Here is a 20,814-nt window from a genome sequence, read left to right as displayed (position 1 = left end):
TTTTATAGAAACGTTTTTATCTTCCTTCAAAAGTGTGAATTTTCAGGAATTTATATCTTTGGTTCTGTCCCTTCTGCAATCGACAAACGAACCTGAAACACCAAACAGCAAGTCTCTATAGGGTGAGAGACTTGCTGTTTTCAAGCTTATTATGACTTGGTCTTTGATGTAGCTGTGAAGAATTAAGAGGATGCGGCTGCAGCGAGCGTACCGGATGCGGCTGTTGTGTGGTGAATACTGCGCACGAAGCGAATTGTCTTTGTTTCCGAGTGCATCACGACCGAATGGGTTTCCGCTCTATGACCAGGGAGAGAACGAACCCCCTGCAACCACTCTCCAGGTGTCACACCAGTAGCCACAAACATCACGCCTTGGCGTCCGACCATATCATCCATGGACAATAAAGCCCCCGGATCAGCAATGCCCATACGTTTGCACCGTTTGATCTCTTCTTCACCATGCGGCAACAAGCGACCTTGAATCTCTCCACCCATGCATTTCAGCGCCGCAGCAGCCAACACACCTTCAGGCGCTCCACCAGAGCCGATATGCAGATCAACACCGCTATCCAGGCATGTTTCAATTGCACCCATTACGTCTCCATGTCCAAGCAGCTTGATCCGAACGCCGCTCTCCCGCAGAAGCTTGATGATCCCGGCGTGACGTGTACGATCCAGAATGGAGACGGTAAGTTCGGACAAGGATTTACCCAGTATCCGTGCGGCCTTTGACAGGGTATCCGGAATCGGATCATCCAGCGATAGCTTTCCAGCCAGTGTCGGTCCTCCGGCCATTTTCTGCATATACATATCTGGAGCATGGAGCAGACCTCCGCGGGGAGCAGCAGCAATGACCGATAGGGCGTTGTTCAAGCCATTTGCCACCGTTTCGGTTCCCTCCAGCGGGTCGACGGCGATGTCTATGGCCGGCCCTCTGCGATTGCCTACTCTTTCCCCGATATACAGCATGGGAGCCTCATCCATTTCTCCTTCGCCAATGACGACCGTACCGTCCATAGATACCGCGTTAAAATGAGTACGGATGGCTACCGTAGCCGCCTCGTCCGCGCTGTTCTTATCTCCACGTCCTGTCCATTCCGCTGATTGCAGCGCCGCCGCCTCTGTAACCCGAACGAATTCCAATGCCAGTTGACTCTCCATATCTTCCCTCCACCTCTCCTATATAATTGTTATCCTACGACAAATCATCATTATAGGGCAGCTTTGCTGCCTTTTTTATCTATCTATAACATCCTGATAATCAAACCCGCTGTTTCTTCAATCGCTTTATCGGTGACATCAATGATCGGGCAGCCTAATTTCGTAAACAGGGATTGCGCATACGCAATCTCTTCCTCCACCCGCGTCGATGTAGCATATTGCACATTGTTAGGCAGTCCCATCACCTTGAGTCGCTCACTACGTATTTTTAACAGCAACTCCGGCTGGATCGTTAACCCGAACACCCGACCATGCTGTACATCCTGCAACTGTACAGGCGGCGTCAGCTCCGGTACAACGGGAATATTGACCGTTTTATAACCTTTATGCGCGAGAAACATCGACAAAGGAGTTTTGGAAATACGGGATACGCCTAGCAGTACAATATCTGCTTTGAGAATGGCGCTCACATCTTTGCCATCATCATATTGAACCGCAAAATCCATGGCTTCCACACGACGGAAATAATTATCGTCCATCCGATGCAGCAAACCCGGTTTTTCCTTGGGGTCATTATGAAACGTATCGGCAAACGCCTGCATCATCGGGCCCATAATATCGACAGCCCGCACATTCAGCCGGACAGCCTCCTCTTTCATCGCTTCTCTCAATTCCGGCTGTACCAGCGTATAGGCTACAAAACCTTTACGCTCGGCCACCTCTTCCATCACCCGGCTCAGTTCGTCTTCATCTCTTACATTCATAAATCTCTTGATCTCTGTGTCCGGTAGCTCAAATTGGCGCATGGTCGCCTGAACGACAGCTTCCGCCGTCTCGCCAATCGAGTCTGAACAGATCGCTATAAAATGACTGCGCGCCTGAACCATTCGATTCCTCCCATTAATCCTCTGCTACCATATCGAGCAACATTTTGATAATATTCGTTTTCGTAATGCGTCCCACGACCTTCCAGTGTTCCCCTGGTTTGTCGGAGTTGGAAGGGACGACGACAGGCAGACTGTCGATTTGACGGGCAATGATTTTGCGCGCTGCGTCCAATACAGTGTCTTCCGGGGAAACGGTGACGACATTGGCCTGACGAGTCATGACGAGACTGACGGGGATGGTCGCCGCATTCGGATTACCTAACGTAACCTTGAGCAAATCCTTGCGCGAAGCTACTCCTGCCAGATTCCCCTCTTCATCGGTAACGATCAGGTTGCTCACGTTCTCCAGAAAAAGAGCAACCACAGCTTCCTGAATCGTAGTTGTTTCACGTACAATGACTGGAACCCCGTGAAGATCGCCGACCTTCATTTGCATGAGCCGAAATTTTTCTTCCCGGTTCGGCGTGCCCCGTTTTCCGACAAAATAACCAACCTTGGGCTTCGCATCTATATAATTCAGAATGCCCAGCTTGGATAGGTCGGTCCGAATGGTCGCCTTGCTGAGATTGAGCATTTCCGCAATCTGATCACCGGTAATCGGGGCATGCTTTTGTACGATGTTTAAAATTTCCACTTGTCTTGCCGTAAGGTCGATGATGAACGCCCCTCCTTTTTTTTCCTTGCTACCTGATATTGAATATAATACGTCATATATAATTATAAATCAACCTATAAAAGCATATAAAACATCACATATATAAAATTAAAGCGGTTATTGATGGTTTTTCATCGTTTAAAGCGCTTATTCCACACCCAAAAAAGCGGATACTTCACGCCTCACTCTCTTTCGAGTAAGTCGGAGTATCCGCTCCCTTATTCGTATCTTAAAGCATCAATCGGACGCAGCTTGGACGCCTTTCGCGCAGGGTACACTCCAAACAGCACACCAATTCCCATGCAGCACAGAAAAGAGTACAGCACCGGTTCCATCGTATACACAATCGGCATATGGACAAATTTCTCCAGCAGCTTCGCCCCCCCAAGACCCGCCATAACGCCAACCAGTCCGCCCATCAGACTAAGAAAAACAGCCTCAGCCAGAAATTGCAGCATAATGTCACTGCGCTGCGCACCAATCGCCTTGCGAATCCCGATCTCCCTCGTCCGTTCCGTGACGGACACCAGCATAATATTCATGATGCCAATGCCCCCAACACCGAGCGCAATCGCAGCAACGCCGAGCAACAGCATATTCATAACCCTGTCTACACCTGAGACCGTTTTTAGAATCTCCGTCTGGGTCATGATCTGAAAATCATCGCCCTCTGTTGGCTTCAGCTCATGCCGGGCACGCAGCACCTGGCGGATTTCAGCACTCGCTTGGTCAATCTTCTCCTCCGTTGTTGCAGAAGCATTCACCTGCTGAATGCTCATATTTCCCAGCCGTTCCATCCCTGTTGTAATCGGTACATATACCTGCTGCCCGCTGTTACTCATATTGGAATTGGAATTCGTCAGTACCCCGACCACCTTAAAAGGAAGCTGCTTGATCATGATCGTTTCCCCCACCGCCCTGGAGGCATCCGGACCAAAAATATTACGGGCTGCATCGCTCCCTAGCACCACGACATTCAGTCTCTTTTCCACCTCATAGTGGGTAAAAGACCTGCCCTGAGCGAGCGACAGCTTTCTCACATGCACGAAAGCCAGCGAGGTCCCCTCAATCTGCCCGCTGACCTTATTGCGGCTCCACGTAATATCCGCATTGGTCATGGCGCTTGGAGCTACCTCGGCGACGGCTTTTTGCTGCTCTAGCGCAGCGATATCCTCCAGAGATATTCCTTTCGTCTGACTGAACGACATGGAGTTGGACCCATCATATGGGGCATAAGGATAAATCATGAGCAGATTATTCCCCATACTGTTAATCTGCGACGTAATCGTAGCCGTCGAGCCTTTACCGATGGCTACAATCGCAATTACAGCAGCCACACCAATAATAATACCCAGCATGGTCAGCAAGGAGCGCAGCATATTGGTTCGCAAGCTGTTGAGCGAGACCCGGATTATTTCCCGAAATTTCATGCCTTCACTTCCTCTGCCGCCATTCTTCGGTTCCCAACAGGCTGGTCCTCTTCAATCCGTCCATCGCGAAAATGAATCAGACGCTTGGCGTATTCCGCAATTTCCTGATCATGCGTAACGAGCACAACCGTTTTACCCTGATCGTTCAGACGTTGGAAAATCTCCATAATTTCAACGCTCGTTTTGGAGTCCAGTGCGCCTGTCGGCTCATCCGCCAAAAGAATGACCGGATTGTTCACAAGTGCGCGCGCTATGGATACCCGCTGCTGCTGACCGCCTGACAGCTCATTCGGCTTGTTATTCATCCGATCGCCCAGTCCCACACTGGTCAGCGCCTCAATGGCCCGCAAGCGCCGCTCCTTGGCTGATACGCCTGCATAAATCATCGGCAGCTCTACGTTCTCCAAAGCTGTGGCCCGCGGCAGCAAATGAAATTTTTGAAATACAAATCCGATTTTCTGATTACGGATAATAGCCAGCTCATCCTCACGAGCATCCAGTATGGAATAACCGTCCAAATAAAATTGTCCCGAGGTAGGCAGATCCAGACAGCCGATGACATTCATCATCGTGGACTTGCCTGATCCAGACGGGCCCATGATTGCCACAAAATCACCGTCAGCAATGCTGAGCTGCACATCACGCAGGGCATGAATTTCCTGATCCCCAACCTGGTACACCTTTTTCATATCCTCAATTTGAATGACATGTCTCATCCCCGTTTAAAAGCCTCCTTGCATGCCACCCATATTGGAAGGGTCTGGCGGTGCTTCAGGAGCAGGCATAACAATCGTATCGCCCTCCTTCACACCTGACTTGAGTTCAACCCGATCTGGCGTGTAAAATCCGAGCTCTACGGGCTTGAACGTGCGCGCCCCTGAATTTGACGGATTGGAAGCAAGATAGACGCCGTCCTGTCCGCCTTCCGATCTCAGCGCAATCGCTGGCACAAACAGCACATTTTTGTGTACTCCCAAAATAACAGACACATTCATAATCATACCGGTTTTCAGCTTGCCCTTCGGGTCATGAACGGACAGCTCCATCAGATAAGTCGTCATCCCTTCATCTGAGGATGCTTCCGGTGAAACGAATTGCACCTTGCCCGGGAACGACTCACCCGGGTAAGCATTGGTGGATAACACGGCTGAAAGTCCTTTTTTCACCTTTACAATATCGTTCTGACTGATTTTTGCGCCAATCTTGAGATTGTTGGAGTCCGAGTTATTCATGACGATAAAAGGTGCCGTTGGACTGGTTCCGACATCCCCATTCACCTTTAAAATGACTCCGTCCCACGGTGCCGTGACCTGCAGCTTGTTCAGGTCATTTTTTTTCTGCTCCAGATCAATGGCCATTCTTCTAACCTCAATCCGTGCGGATTGGATATTGGAGGCATCGGCTGGAACCTCTGTTTTCCGAAGCTCAGCCATAGCCGATCTATAGCCGATTTCAGCCTCTGCGATGGCATGGCGCTTTTGCGACATGATTTTGCGGAATTGTAAATCCAGACCGTCATAATCCGTCTGTGCCTTATCCAATGCTTGCTCTGCCTGCTCCATTTCACTGTTGGACACCGCTCCGGCATCATGTAAAAACTTTTGATCTTCATATGCCTTTCGCGCCTGCTCCAACTGCTTTTTGGAGGCCTTCTTCTGACTTTCCGCTTCTTCCAGCTCAAAGGATTCCTGCGCTGTATCGACCGCCATTTTGGCCCGAAGCACGTTCGTCTTCTGAATTTCAATATCCTCCGCCTTCGGCCCCTTCTCCAATTCAGCCAGCTTGGATTTGGATATTTCCAAACTATCGGATGCGCTCTGGATTTGCATCTTTATTTCAGAACTGTCCAGAAGAGCCAGGACTTGTCCTTTTTTCACCTTGTCTCCGGCCTTCACATTTACCGCCGCCAGCTTATTTTCGCCTGTACTTGTGAAATTCAGTTTTACTTCCTTGGAAGCCTGCACGGTACCAGACGTATCCAGCTTCTCGCTCACATCCCCGCGTTCCACTTTAAGCGTCTCGTCCTGAGCCAATGGTACAGCCTGCTCTTTGGGCAGCTTCCAATATACTGCTGTTCCACCCCCGCCTATGACCAGCAGCACAACCATGGTCCAGATCCACTTTTTTCTCCGTTTTCTTCGTAACTTTAATAAGGCATCGTTTAAAACCGTTTCTGCCAACTTCGTTTCCTCCCTATGTGCTCCATGGTTTGCTCAACGTATATTCATTCTGACTCAGCTCAATGGCCAGCTCTTCCATTTGCCGTTCAATCTGGTCCACCTTCAACTGGCTATTTTTCAGCTCCAGCTCGATAATTAAGCCTCTGGCCCACTTTTTGCGGGACAGCTCCAGCCCCTCTTTCGCTGTGCGCAGACTTTCTTCCAGCTGAACGTATTTTTTTTGGTTTTCCTTAACCGTGGCATATAAATTGCGGAGCGATTCGGCAAAATCCTTTTGTCCCTTACCCAGCTCCTCCTTGGCTGCATCCACGTCCATTTTGGCCAGATCGTAAGCACCTGCGCCGCTGTTAAAATCGAAATATCTCACATTGAGCTCCGAAGTCTTGATGCTATCCTCCAGCTTCCACAAGTTCGGATTCATATCCATCAGCTGTTGTATATGTATTTCGATATCCAGCTTCTTCGGTTCCTTGTATACGGGTCGATCCACCATTTCATAGGCTGTCCCGTTAGGCTGGCCCATCAGAAAATTCAGAGCGTCACGCGATTTTTGCAGCGCAATTTCCCCCTGCTCGACCGCTTGCTCCGCCTGGCTTCTGGCCTGTGTACTCTCGTTTTTCGCATACTCAGACAGCTTGCCGCGCTCAAATTTGGCGAGTGCAATCTTTTCCTCCGCTCGAGCAATTTCAAGCGCTCCCAAATCATTTTTCACCTGATTCTCTGCCATAAACACGCTTTGGTAGCTTTTCATCACGTTAAAATAAATTTGATCCTTGGCAAACTGCGCCTGCTTTTTGCTGGCTAGATAGGATAACGTCGAAGAGTTATAATTTCTCCAGGATGACTCATCACCAACATATTCACCATCTATAAAATCGACGAATGCATTGCCCACATCCTTTTCCGCATTTTTAAGTTCCATTCTTCGACGCTCCACATCACGCTCAGCAGTACGCGTGTTGTAGCTATTCGTTTGTGCCCATTCCTCGGCCTGCTTGAGCGTTAATGGAGATAAAGCCTGACCCGTTATGGAGGCGGTCTTCGATGTAATCGCAGCAGACGAGGTTCCTGATATACTTGCTGACGTATTTCCTGTTGTGCCTCCTGCTGCACTGTCAGCCTGAACGGTGGAAATTAAGCCTGACGACATCGTCAATACGAGCAGCGTGGCAGCCGCTTTATTCTTCATAGGATGAATCTCTCCCCTTTCGGTGCAGTCTTTCGAATTATTTTCATAGATTTCGACATAAAATTCCACAGTCTATCCGCCACCTAATTGTACTTTCAGGTGAATGTTGGTACAAGGTGTCAAACCGATACATTTTTGTAACCTTTATTTCGGGTTTGTCGATTCAAGCCGTTCTCTTGCAAACCAGCTATAAAATGAACCTGTTTTTACCTGAACTTTACCTAAATTTCAGCTAATTTTAAGGAAACTAACAGTATCTATTAAGGTTAGGAGCATATACTAGAGAAAGAATAACAGCCGCTCACTGGGAGGGTTAATAGATGATAAAAGAATCTCGCATGACAACTACGAACGAACCGTCTGATTTGTGGATGACCCGATTTTTACGTGAATCCGAACAGCAAAAGAAGCAACTGATCGGGGAAGCCCGGAAAAATAACGATATACCGCTTATAAACAGTATTTCTTTCCACCTTGCCCAACGGAATCAGCAGCATCTGATCAGTTAGGGATGATTTTAATAGAGATGTATCTCACTTCTAACCTAAAATGCCGATCAACGTCGCTTTGGATGCGTACGTGATCGGCATTTTCAGATTGCTTCTATTCTTCTTCTATCACCGCTTGAGAATCATGCAGGTATTTTTCCAGTGAAATTCGTCCGTTCTTCATAAACGATATACCCTCAGATTCCAAAAGCAGCCTTTGTAGAGAAGCTCCTTCATCGTCCTGTAGCGCAATTTCTCCCAATCGGTTTACGACCCTGTGCCAGGGCAAGCGGTGCTTGCTGCTCAGCGTATGCAAAATACGCACCACCTGACGCGCCCCTCTCGGACTGCCTGCTTCCGCTGCAATTTGTCCATAGGTCATGATGTTCCCCTCAGGGATGAGCTGGATTATTTTTAATACACGAGCTGTAAAAGGCTGCATGTGATCGTCGGATCTCCTTTCCCCTATCCGTAAACTGTGGTCTTCACGTCTCAAAACAGTGCTGACACCAGACAACAAAACCATTCCGGCTCTCGTGCTGTTTTTCTACCATTATAGCACCCACAGTCTTCAGTTGGCGAAGGCTAGAATCCGCTTAGACCCTGCCTTTTTAAATCCTTGGCTACTAGACGTGCCAGTTCCTTTGCTCCCGCGTAATTCGGATGCAGCGTATCACCATTCATATACAGGGCGAGTGTGGCTTGCGGACCAATGGAGGTAAAATAAGCTGAGCTAAGGACGTTCAGATCGACCAAAGGCGTTTGTTCCTCTTGCGCTAGCGCTAAAATAGTGCCTCTATACCATCTATTTTCAGCGGTGTGTACATGATTAGCGTTAAAATCAGTGGCTCGCCCCTGCGGTGTTGAAAGGATTACGGTTGCCCCTTTGGCCTTGACCTGTCGGATCATATCCCGCATCCAGTCCTTAAACTCCGCTTCGCTTTCGTTATGCTTCGGGTTGGTGTCATTAATGCCCAACTGGAGAATGAAATAATCCCCTGGCTTAATGTATTTGACGGTCGCCTCTAACTGACCGTCCTGATGGAAGCCCCTTGCAATTTGCCCCCCTGACGCCATGTTACGGATCTGGAATGTATTAGTATTAACGAATTGCGACAATAGCTGACCCCATCCCGCCTGCACGCTGCTATCCAGTGGATAGTAATTGCAAACGGTAGAATCGCCGCCGATGTAAATCGTCCGATTCGTAACGGGGTTATTAGACAATCGCCTGATTTCCAATGCACTTATTGCAAAAGAGGTTCCCTCTTTACCTTCTGTAATCAGCAAATTCAATTGTCCGTCCGTCACGGGAATTTGAAAACGATCCTTTGCCCCGTCGCCCGTCATGTTGATAACCTGATATACTCCCTCGGCGGCAACGCTCGCTCGGGTTGTATTCCCTAACGTGACCAACACCTCATATAGCCCTGGGGCAAGATCCACATCAAATGTATTTTCGCTTTTCGTACCAGTGGTCAGAAACCGTACCGCATCACTGGCGACGCCAGTACCCGATGCTCCCACATTACGTACGTTCTCGGGTGTACGAAATCCATAACCGCGCGTTGCATCGTATCGCAGGGATGCACTCACGCCAGTATAGCCTGATTCCACTGGCCCCGTGCCAAAATCAAATTTGTAATCACCAGCCGCTCCATACGCAGGTGTTGTCCCATTCAAGCCCGGCATACTACATAATAAAGCGACCAAAAGCATGCTGGTCATTCCTTTCATCCACTTCATATCATCATTCCTCCTCCAAAATGTAGAATAGTCCAAGAGCCTTTCGATATTTGTAAGCGCATACAAAAAATTATATTCATTTACTTCATAGATACAGATTTGTACCCATTGGATTTCTAGGCAGGCGAAGACTTACTTATTCATCCGATCCCTCCTTTCAAATAAATCACACTCTTAAACATTATAGAATAAATGGTTATATTATGTAAATGAACATTTCACATAAATCCCAAGAGCGATTTCAAATCAGCAATATATAGATTAAAACGGTCTAGTTTGTCTATATATTGTTACTAAAAACACACAACTTTCTCTTTACAGGCAAAAGTACAGCCCTTTCCCTGGCCCCATGAATACACTAAACCAACACTGGGAAAAGGAGCGATGTAATGTCTACGTTTAAAGCGACTTTAAGGGGGAGTCATGAAGTACCTCCTGTCAAAACAAATGCCACAGGAAATGCGGAGTTTCATTACCATAAGGATCGCCAGCAATTAAAATTCGAGCTTATCCTGCGCAACATTTCGCGAGTAACTAAAGCAGATATTCATCTGGGACGCAGGGGTGAAAATGGCCCAGTCGTAGCTGTCTTGTTCGGCCCCTCCAAATTCGGAATTACGGTCAAAAGAGGCGTTGTCAGCGGTGTGCTGCGTGCATGTGACCTCGTCGGTCCACTCAGAGGCAGAACCATTTATGACTTAGTTTGCCAGCTCAGAGAAGGCAATGCTTATGTTAATGTTCATACCGTCCGGCATCCAAATGGAGCCATTCGCGGACAGATCAGGCGTTGCAAGTAACTACCGTATGAAGAAAATTAAATATGAAAAAGAACTTTCATAGCCATCTTGAAGTGCCAATTATGCACCTTTCATGTGGAGTGAAAGTTCTTTTTTTTCCTTTCCCCATTAGTTCTCAACAAAAGTTAAGAACTAATGGGGAAAGTTCATACAAGATTACAAAAAGCATTACCGAGCTGCACAATGGCAGCATTTCGGTTCGAAGCAGCCGCAGGCAGATGGATTTTGAAACTCGCTTCCCACTCTATCATGCTCGTCAACCAATTAACAACGTATAAACGATACCGGGTCCGTGTACGCCAATGGTCAAATCATTTTCAATATCCGAGGAACGGCTGGGTCCGGTAATAAAATGAATACCTGCGGGCAGTTGCTCACGTCCGACTTCGTCAAAGCGGCTTAAAATTTCGCCCAGTCGCGTTCGCAGACGCTCCAGCGGAAGGAGAATAATCAGCACGGTCGGCAGCAGACTGACCGAGCGGCCCTTCTCCGGTGAGGATAGCACCGCCACCGATCCGGTGTAGGCAGCGGCCTCGTCGGCTATGACGATGCCGATATCCGCCTCAGCGGCGCGGGCCTTCCAGTCCTCGACTGGATCGGTGTTCCACACCGATAGACGGACTTCCGGCAGCGCCGCTTCCAGCTGGAGCGCATCCAGGTCCGGCTCATTCTGCCGGACGATATAGGCCGCTCCCAGCTCACGCGCCTTGCGCGCGATCCAGTCTGCCGTCTGCTCCAGATCCGGCAGACGCACGACATGCCCGCCAACACTTGTAAAGTTGGCGGTGAACTCTTCGATGCGCTGCTCCGCGTTCCATTCGAATTCGTGCCAAAATGCAGGTGCGCCGCGAAACGGCTGCACGGGCGGCTCCGTCTGTCGTGGACGCTTGAGCTTCGTTGCAATGCTATCCATAAAGCGCTCCTGCTTGGCGCGGGATTCGGCTTCCATTTGATGCAGCCACGCTTCATGGCCCGCCTTTGCTTGCACAGGAGGTCTATTCTGTTCACTCATGCTGCCCGCCTCCTCTACTTCTATCTTCCAAAATCGTCTCCATTCGGCTGCGAACGTCAGGCTGCATCACGTTACGTTCCTGCTCCAGCTCACGTTCCAGTGTGTTCCATTGCTGACGGAAGGACTTTTTCGCCAGAGAAGGAGTCACGCGGTACGTATTCCAGCCCTTTAGCGGGCCGAGCTTCAGCGTAATTTCTCCCTTACGGACGACCACCCTCTGGGCAATTTGCCCAAGTCGAATCGCCGCTGCGAATCGCTTCGAGCTGGAAACAACGGTCGCAAAGCCCTTCATTCCTGCCGCTTCCAGCTTATCTCCTTGCCCGGCCTCCACCTTGCGTCTGCGCAAATAGACCAGCATATCATGCAACGGTATTTTGACCGGACAGGCTTCATAGCACGCACCACACAGACTGGACGCACTTGCTATATCGTTCCACTCTTCGATGTTGCCATGCAAAGCAGGCGTAAGTACCGCACCGATAGGTCCGCTATAGGTCCCGCCATACGCATGTCCGCCAATGTGGCGATAAACCGGACAGGCATTCAGGCAAGCTCCGCAACGAATGCAGTTCAGAAGCTCTTGAAACTCGGGATCACCCAACTGAAGTGAACGTCCGTTATCTACGATGATGATGTGCATTTCCTCCGGTCCATCGGCATCCTGGCTGCGCCTCGGGCCTGAAATACCGGACATATACATCGTCAGCTTCTGACCGGTAGCGGAGCGTGGCAGCAATGTAGCCATGACCTCCAGATCCGCCCAGGATGGAATAATCCGTTCCATACCCATCAGCGTAATTTGCGTTTTGGGCAAAGTGGATACCATCCGCGCATTGCCTTCATTTTCAAACAGTACCATGGAACCCGTCTCTGCGATGGCAAAATTACAGCCAGTCATTCCGATATCTGCCTCCAGAAACTTTTCACGCAGCTTCTTGCGGACAAAACCAGCCAAAATCGTCGTATCCGCAGACAGTTCCTCCCCCGCTTCTTTGGACAGCAGTTCGGCAATCTGATAGCGGTTTTTGTGAATCGCCGGAATGACGATATGGGATGGAGCCTCGCCTGCAAGCTGAATAATATACTCACCAAGATCGCTTTCAATCGTCTCGATATTCACACCCTCCAGCGCCTGATTCAAGTGCAGCTCCTCCGACACCATCGACTTGGATTTAACAACAGACCGGGCCTGATTGTGGGCAGCAATATCCAGCGTAATTCGTACGGCATCTGCGGCTGTATCGGCAAAATGGATATGCACCCCGTTGGCCCGGGCATTGTCCACAAACAGGTTCAGATAATAGTCCAGATAGGCAATGGTATGCAGCCGAATTTGGCGGCCCCGCTCACGCCATTCCTCCCAATTTCCATGCTGCTCTGAAGCCGCCTTCTTCCCGTTGCGCAAACGCTCGGTTGTGAAACGAACCGCATTCCGTAAAAAATCGTCATTCAGGGCCAGCTCGGCGCGTTTTTTGACCTTTTGGCTCATCGAATGTGAATGTACAGCGGTCATGCGTGCTTCACCCCTTCATACAGCAGCTCGGCCAGATGCATAACCCGAACCGGCTCCTCCCGATACCGGAGATTTCCCGCAATGTTCATCAGGCAGGCCATATCCAGTCCAACCAGCACCTCGGCCTCCGTCTCCCTGACATGATCCACCTTTTCCGTCACCATGGCTCCCGAAATATCCGACATTTTCACCGCAAAAGTACCACCAAAGCCACAGCAATCCTCGGCAAAAGGAAGCGGCACCAGCTGCAAGTCCTTTACACTGCCAAGTAGCTGCATCGGCTCCTCCTTCACGCCCAACAAACGGGTACCGTGGCAGGACGGATGGTAGGTTACCGTATGCGGAAAAGACGCGCCCACATCGGTCACGCCAAGCACCTTTACCATAAATTGCGTAAACTCATACGTCTTTTGCTCCAGTCGCCGCGCTGAGTCCAGCCATTCCGGCTCATCCTTGAACAACTCCGGGTAATGATGAATCATATAAGTGCAGGAACCGGAGGGCGATACAACAAAGTCGCTGTCGTCAAACGCTTTCAAAATCGTTTTCGCCGCTGCCCTCGTTTCATCCCAATAGCCGCTGTTATAGGACGGCTGTCCGCAGCATGTCTGCACCTTTGGAAAATGTAGCTCGACACCATATCTGGCAAGCAAGCGTGCCATCGCTTCCCCCACCTTGGGATAAATCGCATCACTCAGGCAGGTAATAAATAAAGACACCTTCATACGAGACACCCCTTCATTCCATGGAATAGATATTTATATGAATGGTAAATAATTTCTATATTATACATAATTAAATAGTCACTTTTGATACCACTGCGCAGTCGGATGGTGCTTTCCATCGCAAGCGGGATTCTCACCTATACATGTTTTGTATCATCAGAGAATCCCGCTGCAACAGCGATCGTAAGATCAAATGAAACGCAGAGCGACCTCCACCTCGGCAACTAACTACCCGCTTTATACAAAGGTAACCGAAATCGACAGCTCTGCTAATTGACTACGAATTGGGTCCGACAACCGCGCATCCGTAATGATTTCGGATACCTGAGACAGCTTCACGACATGCGTGAATGCCTGCTGCCCAAATTTGCTCGCATCTGCCAGTAAAATCACGCGGTCTGCAATACTGACCATTTTTTGCTTCAAACGGGCTTGCAGCTCATTCGATTCACTAATGCCCCGATCCAGATGGACCCCCTGGCTGGAGAAAAACAATTTATCCACATAATACGATTCCAACGAGCGCTCCGCTAGCGGACCAGCGAATGACAATGAGCGCTGTAGCAACTGTCCTCCGGTGGAAATGACCTCGATTTTTTCCTTACCCGCCAGCTCTGTTGCTACACGGATCGAATTCGTCAATATCGTCAACGGAATATCCGGCAGAATCGACGCCATATACCAAGCCGTTGTACTGGCATCCAGCAAAATACGATCATGCGGCTGAATCTGCTTGACCGCTTCCTCGGCAATACGACGTTTTTCCTCTGCGTTCATAATTTCCCGTACCGCATACGGCGTTTCGGGCTGCTCGTTTTTGACGCTAACCGCTCCCCCATGCGAACGGCGCAACCGTCCCGCCTGCTCCAGACGGTCCAGATCGCGGCGGATCGTTTCCTCCGTGACTTTGCACAGCTCACTCAACTCCGACACACGGATGCTTCCTTTTTCATTGACGAGCTGAACGATCATCTCATATCTTTCTGCGACCAGCATGGCAATCTCACTCCACATCTTTAATGTACAAAAAGTCCCGCCACACGCCGGAATCGTCCATAGGCATCCTCCCACGCTTCCGACTCGGCAGGTTCATATACCTCTACGGAAATAGAATCCGCGATGACCCGGCGTGCTTCCCATATATCGGCGAACTTTCCCTGTGCCATCCATTGTACCGCAAGATTGCCGATTGCGCTTGCTTCTGCGGGTCCAGCCCACACGGGTTTTTGAATCGAATTGGCCGTCCATTGGCACAACAGCCGATTTTGAATTCCCCCACCGACCATATGCAGCCCGTTAAACCGTTGTCCTGACACCCGTTCCGTAAGCTCCAAAACGTAACGGTACTTCAACGCCAGACTTTCCAAAATACAGCGTGTGACCTCCCCCGGTGTCTCCGGTAAAGGCTGCCCGGTATTACGGCAATATTGGCGTATGCGTGTTTTCATATCTCCGGCATGTAGAAACAGTTCATCGTCCGGGTCGATCCATGAAGCAAACGCCGGAGCCTGCTCCGCCATGTGTACCAGCTCGGGGAAAGAATAGGAGGTTCCTTGACGCTCCCACTCTCTGCGTGCCTCCTGTAAAATCCACAAGCCCATAATATTTTTAAGCAGCCTGTAGGTTCGGCCCACCCCGCCTTCGTTCGTAAAATTAAATCTCAGCGTATCCTCGTTGATCACGGGCTGCGGGGTTTCCGTTCCCATCAGGGACCACGTTCCGCAGCTTAAATAGGCAAATGATCGCTCCAGCGCAGGCACCGCCGCCACAGCCGATCCCGTATCATGCTCCGCTACCGCAATGACAGGAATCGCCCCGATGCCCAGATCAGTCATGACCGAGGAACGGATCGTACCGGCGGCACTTCCCGGCTCCAGTACCTTTCCAAACCAGGAACGGGGAATGCTGATACCGGACAAAAGCTCATCATCCCAGTCCTGCTGCAACGGATTATATAACTGCGTGCTGGTCGCATTGGAAAATTCATTAACCATTTCACCCGTCAGAAAATACCGCAGCAAATCAGGGATCATCAAGAAATGCTTTGCCTGCTCCAGCAGCGGCGATTTTGCTTTTCGCATAGCAGACAGCTGATACATCGTGTTAAACGTCAAAAACTGAATGCCTGTGTGCTGAAAAATAAACTCTTTTCCCAGTTGGCCATGTACTTCCTCCATCACCCCATGGGTATGCCAATCCCGATAATGATAAGGGTTACCCAGCAATTCTCCGGTTTCTCCAATCAGTCCAAAATCGACCGACCAGGAATCAATCGCCAGACTGGACGGGTTCACTCCCATGTGCTTGGCTTTGAGCAGCCCTTGCTGAACCTCGTGATACAGACGCAAAATATCCCAGTGCAGACGTTCCCCGACCTTGACCGGATCATTCGAAAAGCGATGGATTTCCTCCACCTCTATACGTGAATCCGTCAATCGTCCGAGCAGTACCCTGCCGCTGCTTGCCCCCAAATCATATGCGAGGATGCTCACCAGCTTGCACCACCCTTGCCCCTTTGCAAAATCTGCGTGCCATAATCAGACGCTAAATAAGCTTTCATCGGATCAGCGGGTAGTCCTTGCTCCTCACGTATTGCCTTGAGCAATGGTGCAACGTCGAACTCAAACGCTTTACGCACAGCATCCTCCGCACCCAGCACATCCTGACGGTTCGCCGCTTCCTCCACCTCTGCATGATTGATCAGCAACGCCTTCGCATATTGAGTCTGCACATTCAGCACCGAGCGAATCATCGCCGGGATTTTTTGTTCAATATTGTGCGACTGATCGATCAAATAAGCAATTTTGTCCACCGTGTGTCGGATATCCGTATCCACATCCTGAGCCGCATTTAAAATTTGATAAAAAATCAAGAACAGCTCGTACGGATTCGCGGAGCCCACGATGAGATCATCATCCGCATATTTGTAGCTATTAAAATGAAAACCGCCCAGTCGCTTCTCATCAATTAAAAATGCCACAATATGCTCCACGTTGGCTCCCGGCAGATGATGCCCTGTATCCACAAGCACCTGCGCCTGCGGTCCCAGCTTGGTCGCATAATTGTACGCCATGCCCCAATCGGCAATATCCGTATGATAAAAGGCTGGCTCGAACGCCTTGTATTCAATCAGCATGCGCATGTCAGGCGTGAGCGCCTTATACATTTCGCTGAGTGCTTCCAGCATCCAATTTTTCCGTCTGCGGATGTCTCCCTGACCCGGATAGTTTGTTCCGTCTGCAAACCACAGGCTAAAATCATTGGAGCCCGTTTCCTTCGCAATGTCCACGCATTCCAGCAGGTGGTTTATTGCCTTGCGGCGGATGGCCGGGTCTACATTGGTGACGCTGCCGAGCATGTAATCCTCATCCTGAAACAGATTCGGGTTAACCGCCCCAAGCTGTAGTCCCAGACTTTCAGCATGGCTGCGGAGCTTGCCGTAATGATCCACCTTATCCCATGGAATATGAATGGCGACCGATGGACACAATCCCGTTACGGCATGAACCTGTGCAGCATCCTCCAGCTTTTCGAACGGATCACGCGGCACGCCTGTTTTTTGAAAGACTTTAAACCGTGTACCTGAGTCGCCATAGCCCCAGGACGGGGTTTCTATGCTAAGCGCTTTCAGTTTTGTTTTTACTTGCTCCAGGTCAATGCCCCTTTGTTGCTGCTGTTCCTCGAATAAGGCGTACGCTTTGTCGCTCATCGTGATTCCTCCTTGGAAAATGAAGTGAGTTATGGGGAGGCCGCTTCGCGGATGGATCATTCTTCCGATCGCTGTTGCAAAGGCGAACGCTACGCTTCTTCAGAACGATTCCATCCGCTACGCTGCTAACCACCATAAAGTCACTTCTATTTTAAAATTTTGGGTGTGCATATTTTTGAAAAAACACAAAACACAAAACACGAAACGTAAATAAGTAATTATAACTTATTTACGTTCTCATTATTTAAAAGAGCTGACTATCTTATAATCAGAGATTTATTTGAAAGTAGCCCAAGCTCATAACTTCCTAGCGTGTAAAGGCAGCGGGGACGCCGCCGTCGATAGTGAGCATGCAGCCTGTCGTTTTCTCCGCCTTGGATGAGGCGAAAAAGGCAATACCCTCTGCGATATCCTGCGGGTAAATGTTGACCAGCAGCGTCGTCCGCTTGCGGTAGTGTTCCTCCAGCTGGTCTGGCTCAATGCCGTAGGCCGCAGCGCGTTCGTTGCGCCAGTTAGAGTTCCAGATCGCCGAGCCTTGCAAAATAGCGTCCGGCAAAATGGTATTCACCCGGATACCGTATTCGCCGCCTTCTGCAGCAATACAACGGGCGAGATGGGCTTCCAGTGCCTTAACCGAGCTGTAGGCTGTTACATTTTTACCCGCATAGACCGAATTCTTCGAGCCGACGAACACCATACTTCCGCCAAGTGTCTGTTCCTTCATCAGCTTGAACGCTTCCCGTGCCACCAAGAAATAACCCGTGCCCAGCACGTTCACGTTCAAATTCCATTCCTTTAATGAGGTTTCATCGAATGGACTGGAGGTGGCCAAACCCGCATTATTGACGATGATATCCACACCGCCATAGGTCAGAGCAGTTTCTGCATAGGCAGCCTGGATCTGGTCCTCCTGTGTCACATCCATTTTGACTGCAATAGCGCGGTTTTCTCCAAAGTGATCATTCAGCTCGGCGGCCACCTTTTGCGCACCTTCCAAATTCAGGTCGGCCAGCACGACATGTGCTCCTTCATCCACCAGTCGGCGTGCGGTTGCACTGCCGATTCCGCCTGCGCCGCCTGTAATGAGCGCGATTTTGCGCGAAAATTCCGCTTCTGCCGGAGCGAGTGACAGCTTATACAACTCCAAGGGCCAGTATTCCACGTTATACGATTCATTTTCACTAAGCGAAACAAACTGCCCTAACGCCGTTGCACCTCGCATCACCGCGATAGCGCGATGATACAATGCACCACTCACCTGTGCGTTACTCCAGCTTTTTCCTGTGTTAATCATGCCGATGCCCGGGATTAAAATCACACGTGGCGCGGCCTCAAACATAACGTCTCCTTCATGCCGATTGCGTTCAAAATAAGCTTGGTATTGCTCCTTATAGGCTGCAATACCCTCTACGAGCTTTATTTTCAAACCCTCGACATCCTCCACATCCGGCGTCCAGTCTACAAAGAACGGCACCACCTTGGTATGAACCAGATGATCCGGGCACGCTGCCCCGACCTGTGACAATACAGCAGAATCCTGACCGTTCACAAACTCCAGCACGTCCTCTGCATCATCAAAGGTAAGGATCATCTTCTTCTCATCACTGACCGCTCCCCGAACGGATGGCATGACGCTAGACGCAATCCTGCGGCGTTCCTCATGGGTAAGCGCTTTATATTTTGCGCCTCCAAACGACTGCTTTTCCTCTTGGCGAGCCTTAATATAGCTTTCTGCTTCTTGAATGATTTCAATGGTTTTCGCATAGGCTGCCTCGGAAGTTTCTCCCCATGTAACCAGACCGTGCTTTTCCATCAATACCAATTCTGCTTTGGGGTGATCGAGTACACCTTGGGCAATCATCTTGGACAGCTTAAAGCCAGGACGGATATAAGGGACCCATACAAAACGGTCACCGAAAATTTCCTTCGCAATTTCCTTGCCGTTATGCGCACAGCACAAGCTGATAATCGCGTCCGGGTGGGTATGATCCACATGTCTAAAAGGTAAAAAAGCGTGCAATAGCGTCTCAATCGAAGCACGCGGATGTTTAGCATCTATCATACAATTCGCCAGATACGCGACCATATCCTCGTCAGACATATCTTCCCTTTCGAACAAGGGACGGATATCCTCCATACGAAGCCCTGTAAAGTTATGCGCTTTCATTGTAGCAAGATCGGAACCGCTGCCTTTGACGTACATTACTTCTACTTCACGCCCACGAAAATCCTGTATCGTCGTTTTGGCCGAAGTATTGCCGCCTCCCCAGTTGCATACACTCCTGTCCGTGCCGATAAGGTTAGAGCGATATACGAGTTGTTCCAACGTGTTTTTTTGCTCAGATGCTTGTGAAGAATTCCACAGACTTTGTACCATAGGAAAAAGACCTCCAAGTTCATTTTTAGTTTTGAATAGCTTTATTACAGTGTGTATTTTTGGTTTAAGGAGACTATAACACTTTTGTTTTGATTTGAAAATATATAATACAAAAATAATCAAAAATAAATATTAATTTTTAATAACCTGTAAAACGAATGCGTTCATCTGTAAAACGGTAATTGCCATGCTGGAGAGAAAGCGCTTTAATAAATCTGGCGTCACAGGAGGGTATACACTTTAAAAATACAATGAGGCCGTGCCGGGATCAGGTTATAAAAACCTTTTCCAGCACGGCCTTACTCATTGGTGTACTATTTTTTTGAAAAATAGGAGCTGGAACGAGAAAAAGCTCTACAAGAAGCAGCACTTGTCTTAAAGAAAGGCGGGATGCTGATCACTTCAGCTATATCGAGGTTTGGTTCGTTACTTTGGGGATTATCTGTATATGGCGACCACAACACCATTGTGGAGGAAGATGCGTTCATGGAAATGGTTAGACGGGAGCTAGCCGATGGTCAGCATGTGCGCCCTGCCGATTATCCCTCTTTTATCGCTCGCTCCTACTTTCATACACCAGATGCCCTACTTGCAGACTGGCAAGCGGCTGGATTGCAGGAGCCTCGTATTTTCGGAGTGGAAGGACCCGGCTGGATGGCTCCCGGATTTAAAGAGAAGTGGACCGTCCCGGACCATCGCAGCCGTTTGTTAGCAATAGCACGACAAACGGAGGAGCAGGAATCCATCATAGGTATGAGTCCGCATATGCTGGCAGTAGGTACCAAAGCACCAGACTAGATAGACAAGTTTGTAAAAGATATGCTTCCTATGCACTCACGAATGAATACAACATAGCGTCCATTCACAAACGGAAACCATCAAAAAAGGTGATTGAGAACGTTTCTATTTCCATAATCAAATTGACTTCAATATGTAGTGAGATGCC

The 20,814-nt window shown here is 49.4% G+C and carries 19 protein-coding genes; 3 read left to right on the top strand and 16 right to left on the bottom strand.

What is annotated here, in order from left to right:
• Positions 1 to 182: 182 nt before the first annotated feature.
• The 7 genes from glpX to ACIFQM_RS05925 all read right to left on the bottom strand — a co-directional run bounded on the left by glpX (position 183) and on the right by ACIFQM_RS05925 (position 7,501).
• Positions 183 to 1,160, bottom strand: a complete 978-nt coding sequence (gene glpX, locus ACIFQM_RS05955) for a class II fructose-bisphosphatase (RefSeq protein ID WP_430065143.1) — start codon at positions 1,158 to 1,160, stop codon at positions 183 to 185.
• Positions 1,161 to 1,243: 83 nt separating this feature from the next.
• Positions 1,244 to 2,047, bottom strand: coding sequence for a pyruvate, water dikinase regulatory protein (locus ACIFQM_RS05950; protein ID WP_430039076.1), 804 nt, complete (start codon positions 2,045 to 2,047; stop codon positions 1,244 to 1,246).
• 13 nt (positions 2,048 to 2,060) lie between these two features.
• Positions 2,061 to 2,681 carry a helix-turn-helix transcriptional regulator gene (locus tag ACIFQM_RS05945; protein ID WP_430039078.1) on the bottom strand — a complete coding sequence of 207 codons (621 nt, stop codon included), beginning with the start codon at positions 2,679 to 2,681 and terminating at the stop codon, positions 2,061 to 2,063.
• 239 nt (positions 2,682 to 2,920) lie between these two features.
• Entirely contained in the window at positions 2,921 to 4,132 is a 1,212-nt protein-coding gene (locus tag ACIFQM_RS05940; protein ID WP_430039080.1) for an ABC transporter permease, read from the bottom strand.
• Positions 4,129 to 4,848, bottom strand: a complete 720-nt coding sequence (locus ACIFQM_RS05935) for an ABC transporter ATP-binding protein (RefSeq protein ID WP_430039082.1) — start codon at positions 4,846 to 4,848, stop codon at positions 4,129 to 4,131. The genes ACIFQM_RS05940 and ACIFQM_RS05935 overlap by 4 nt, the downstream gene beginning before the upstream one ends.
• A 6-nt stretch (positions 4,849 to 4,854) precedes the next feature.
• The gene (locus ACIFQM_RS05930; protein ID WP_430039084.1) at positions 4,855 to 6,312 is read right to left on the bottom strand and encodes an efflux RND transporter periplasmic adaptor subunit; all 1,458 of its coding nucleotides are present in this window, start codon (positions 6,310 to 6,312) and stop codon (positions 4,855 to 4,857) included.
• A 13-nt stretch (positions 6,313 to 6,325) separates the two neighbouring features.
• Entirely contained in the window at positions 6,326 to 7,501 is a 1,176-nt protein-coding gene (locus ACIFQM_RS05925; RefSeq protein ID WP_430065141.1) for a TolC family protein, read from the bottom strand.
• A 320-nt stretch (positions 7,502 to 7,821) separates the two neighbouring features.
• Between ACIFQM_RS05925 and ACIFQM_RS05920 the strand changes: the two genes are divergently transcribed.
• Complete coding sequence (locus tag ACIFQM_RS05920) at positions 7,822 to 8,010, top strand: hypothetical protein (RefSeq protein ID WP_430039088.1); 189 nt, start codon at positions 7,822 to 7,824, stop codon at positions 8,008 to 8,010.
• Between the two features lie 94 nt (positions 8,011 to 8,104).
• Here the strand turns inward: ACIFQM_RS05920 and ACIFQM_RS05915 are convergent, their stop codons facing one another.
• Both ACIFQM_RS05915 and ACIFQM_RS05910 read right to left on the bottom strand, forming a co-directional pair.
• The gene (locus ACIFQM_RS05915) at positions 8,105 to 8,431 is read right to left on the bottom strand and encodes an MGMT family protein (protein ID WP_430039090.1); all 327 of its coding nucleotides are present in this window, start codon (positions 8,429 to 8,431) and stop codon (positions 8,105 to 8,107) included.
• A 143-nt stretch (positions 8,432 to 8,574) separates the two neighbouring features.
• Positions 8,575 to 9,681: a rhamnogalacturonan acetylesterase gene (locus ACIFQM_RS05910; protein WP_430046444.1), complete on the bottom strand. Its 1,107-nt coding sequence runs from the start codon at positions 9,679 to 9,681 to the stop codon at positions 8,575 to 8,577.
• A gap of 443 nt (positions 9,682 to 10,124) precedes the next feature.
• Here ACIFQM_RS05910 and ACIFQM_RS05905 point away from each other — a divergent pair, with 443 nt between their 5' ends.
• The gene (locus tag ACIFQM_RS05905) at positions 10,125 to 10,532 is read left to right on the top strand and encodes a CHRD domain-containing protein (protein ID WP_430039092.1); all 408 of its coding nucleotides are present in this window, start codon (positions 10,125 to 10,127) and stop codon (positions 10,530 to 10,532) included.
• Between the two features lie 256 nt (positions 10,533 to 10,788).
• Here the strand turns inward: ACIFQM_RS05905 and ACIFQM_RS05900 are convergent, their stop codons facing one another.
• From ACIFQM_RS05900 to ACIFQM_RS05870, 7 genes are all read right to left on the bottom strand, one after another.
• Positions 10,789 to 11,544 carry a LutC/YkgG family protein gene (locus ACIFQM_RS05900; RefSeq protein ID WP_430039096.1) on the bottom strand — a complete coding sequence of 252 codons (756 nt, stop codon included), beginning with the start codon at positions 11,542 to 11,544 and terminating at the stop codon, positions 10,789 to 10,791.
• Positions 11,537 to 13,057, bottom strand: coding sequence for a LutB/LldF family L-lactate oxidation iron-sulfur protein (locus ACIFQM_RS05895; protein ID WP_430039098.1), 1,521 nt, complete (start codon positions 13,055 to 13,057; stop codon positions 11,537 to 11,539). The genes ACIFQM_RS05900 and ACIFQM_RS05895 overlap by 8 nt, the downstream gene beginning before the upstream one ends.
• Positions 13,054 to 13,782, bottom strand: coding sequence for a (Fe-S)-binding protein (locus tag ACIFQM_RS05890; protein WP_430039100.1), 729 nt, complete (start codon positions 13,780 to 13,782; stop codon positions 13,054 to 13,056). Before ACIFQM_RS05890 ends, ACIFQM_RS05895 begins: the two co-directional genes overlap by 4 nt.
• 237 nt (positions 13,783 to 14,019) lie before the next feature.
• A complete protein-coding gene (locus ACIFQM_RS05885) occupies positions 14,020 to 14,778 on the bottom strand; it encodes a DeoR/GlpR family DNA-binding transcription regulator (protein ID WP_430039335.1) in 759 nt (252 codons plus the stop codon).
• A gap of 20 nt (positions 14,779 to 14,798) precedes the next feature.
• Positions 14,799 to 16,274, bottom strand: a complete 1,476-nt coding sequence (gene rhaB / locus ACIFQM_RS05880; RefSeq protein ID WP_430065139.1) for a rhamnulokinase — start codon at positions 16,272 to 16,274, stop codon at positions 14,799 to 14,801.
• Positions 16,271 to 17,491: an L-rhamnose isomerase gene (gene rhaI / locus ACIFQM_RS05875; RefSeq protein ID WP_430065137.1), complete on the bottom strand. Its 1,221-nt coding sequence runs from the start codon at positions 17,489 to 17,491 to the stop codon at positions 16,271 to 16,273. Before rhaI ends, rhaB begins: the two co-directional genes overlap by 4 nt.
• Positions 17,492 to 17,798: 307 nt before the next feature.
• Positions 17,799 to 19,868 (bottom strand): bifunctional aldolase/short-chain dehydrogenase, encoded by a 2,070-nt coding sequence (locus tag ACIFQM_RS05870; protein ID WP_430039106.1) that lies wholly within the window; start codon positions 19,866 to 19,868, stop codon positions 17,799 to 17,801.
• Between the two features lie 390 nt (positions 19,869 to 20,258).
• Between ACIFQM_RS05870 and ACIFQM_RS05865 the strand changes: the two genes are divergently transcribed.
• Complete coding sequence (locus tag ACIFQM_RS05865; protein ID WP_430039108.1) at positions 20,259 to 20,666, top strand: hypothetical protein; 408 nt, start codon at positions 20,259 to 20,261, stop codon at positions 20,664 to 20,666.
• Positions 20,667 to 20,814 lie beyond the last annotated feature (148 nt).

The sequence above is a fragment of the Paenibacillus sp. NRS-1782 genome, assembly GCF_050467685.1.
In the GTDB taxonomy this organism is placed as follows: Bacteria; Bacillota; Bacilli; order Paenibacillales; family Paenibacillaceae; genus Paenibacillus; species Paenibacillus terrae_A.
The sequence above is the reverse complement of the archived record's forward strand: the minus strand, read 5'-3'. Positions and strand labels throughout refer to the sequence as shown.

What these genes read in the sequence shown, in the direction of transcription:
- ACIFQM_RS05935 (WP_430039082.1), bottom strand. Translation starts at nt 4,848, where the DNA reads ATGAGACATGTCATTCAAATTGAGGATATGAAAAAGGTGTACCAGGTT.
- ACIFQM_RS05920 (WP_430039088.1), top strand. Translation starts at nt 7,822, where the DNA reads ATGATAAAAGAATCTCGCATGACAACTACGAACGAACCGTCTGATTTG.
- rhaI (WP_430065137.1), bottom strand. Translation starts at nt 17,491, where the DNA reads ATGAGCGACAAAGCGTACGCCTTATTCGAGGAACAGCAGCAACAAAGG.
- glpX (WP_430065143.1), bottom strand. Translation starts at nt 1,160, where the DNA reads ATGGAGAGTCAACTGGCATTGGAATTCGTTCGGGTTACAGAGGCGGCG.
- ACIFQM_RS05885 (WP_430039335.1), bottom strand. Translation starts at nt 14,778, where the DNA reads ATGCTGGTCGCAGAAAGATATGAGATGATCGTTCAGCTCGTCAATGAA.
- ACIFQM_RS05925 (WP_430065141.1), bottom strand. Translation starts at nt 7,501, where the DNA reads ATGAAGAATAAAGCGGCTGCCACGCTGCTCGTATTGACGATGTCGTCA.
- ACIFQM_RS05950 (WP_430039076.1), bottom strand. Translation starts at nt 2,047, where the DNA reads ATGGTTCAGGCGCGCAGTCATTTTATAGCGATCTGTTCAGACTCGATT.
- ACIFQM_RS05865 (WP_430039108.1), top strand. Translation starts at nt 20,259, where the DNA reads ATGCTGATCACTTCAGCTATATCGAGGTTTGGTTCGTTACTTTGGGGA.
- ACIFQM_RS05870 (WP_430039106.1), bottom strand. Translation starts at nt 19,868, where the DNA reads ATGGTACAAAGTCTGTGGAATTCTTCACAAGCATCTGAGCAAAAAAAC.
- ACIFQM_RS05910 (WP_430046444.1), bottom strand. Translation starts at nt 9,681, where the DNA reads ATGCCGGGCTTGAATGGGACAACACCTGCGTATGGAGCGGCTGGTGAT.
- ACIFQM_RS05915 (WP_430039090.1), bottom strand. Translation starts at nt 8,431, where the DNA reads ATGCAGCCTTTTACAGCTCGTGTATTAAAAATAATCCAGCTCATCCCT.
- ACIFQM_RS05900 (WP_430039096.1), bottom strand. Translation starts at nt 11,544, where the DNA reads ATGAGTGAACAGAATAGACCTCCTGTGCAAGCAAAGGCGGGCCATGAA.
- ACIFQM_RS05940 (WP_430039080.1), bottom strand. Translation starts at nt 4,132, where the DNA reads ATGAAATTTCGGGAAATAATCCGGGTCTCGCTCAACAGCTTGCGAACC.
- ACIFQM_RS05905 (WP_430039092.1), top strand. Translation starts at nt 10,125, where the DNA reads ATGTCTACGTTTAAAGCGACTTTAAGGGGGAGTCATGAAGTACCTCCT.
- ACIFQM_RS05895 (WP_430039098.1), bottom strand. Translation starts at nt 13,057, where the DNA reads ATGACCGCTGTACATTCACATTCGATGAGCCAAAAGGTCAAAAAACGC.
- ACIFQM_RS05890 (WP_430039100.1), bottom strand. Translation starts at nt 13,782, where the DNA reads ATGAAGGTGTCTTTATTTATTACCTGCCTGAGTGATGCGATTTATCCC.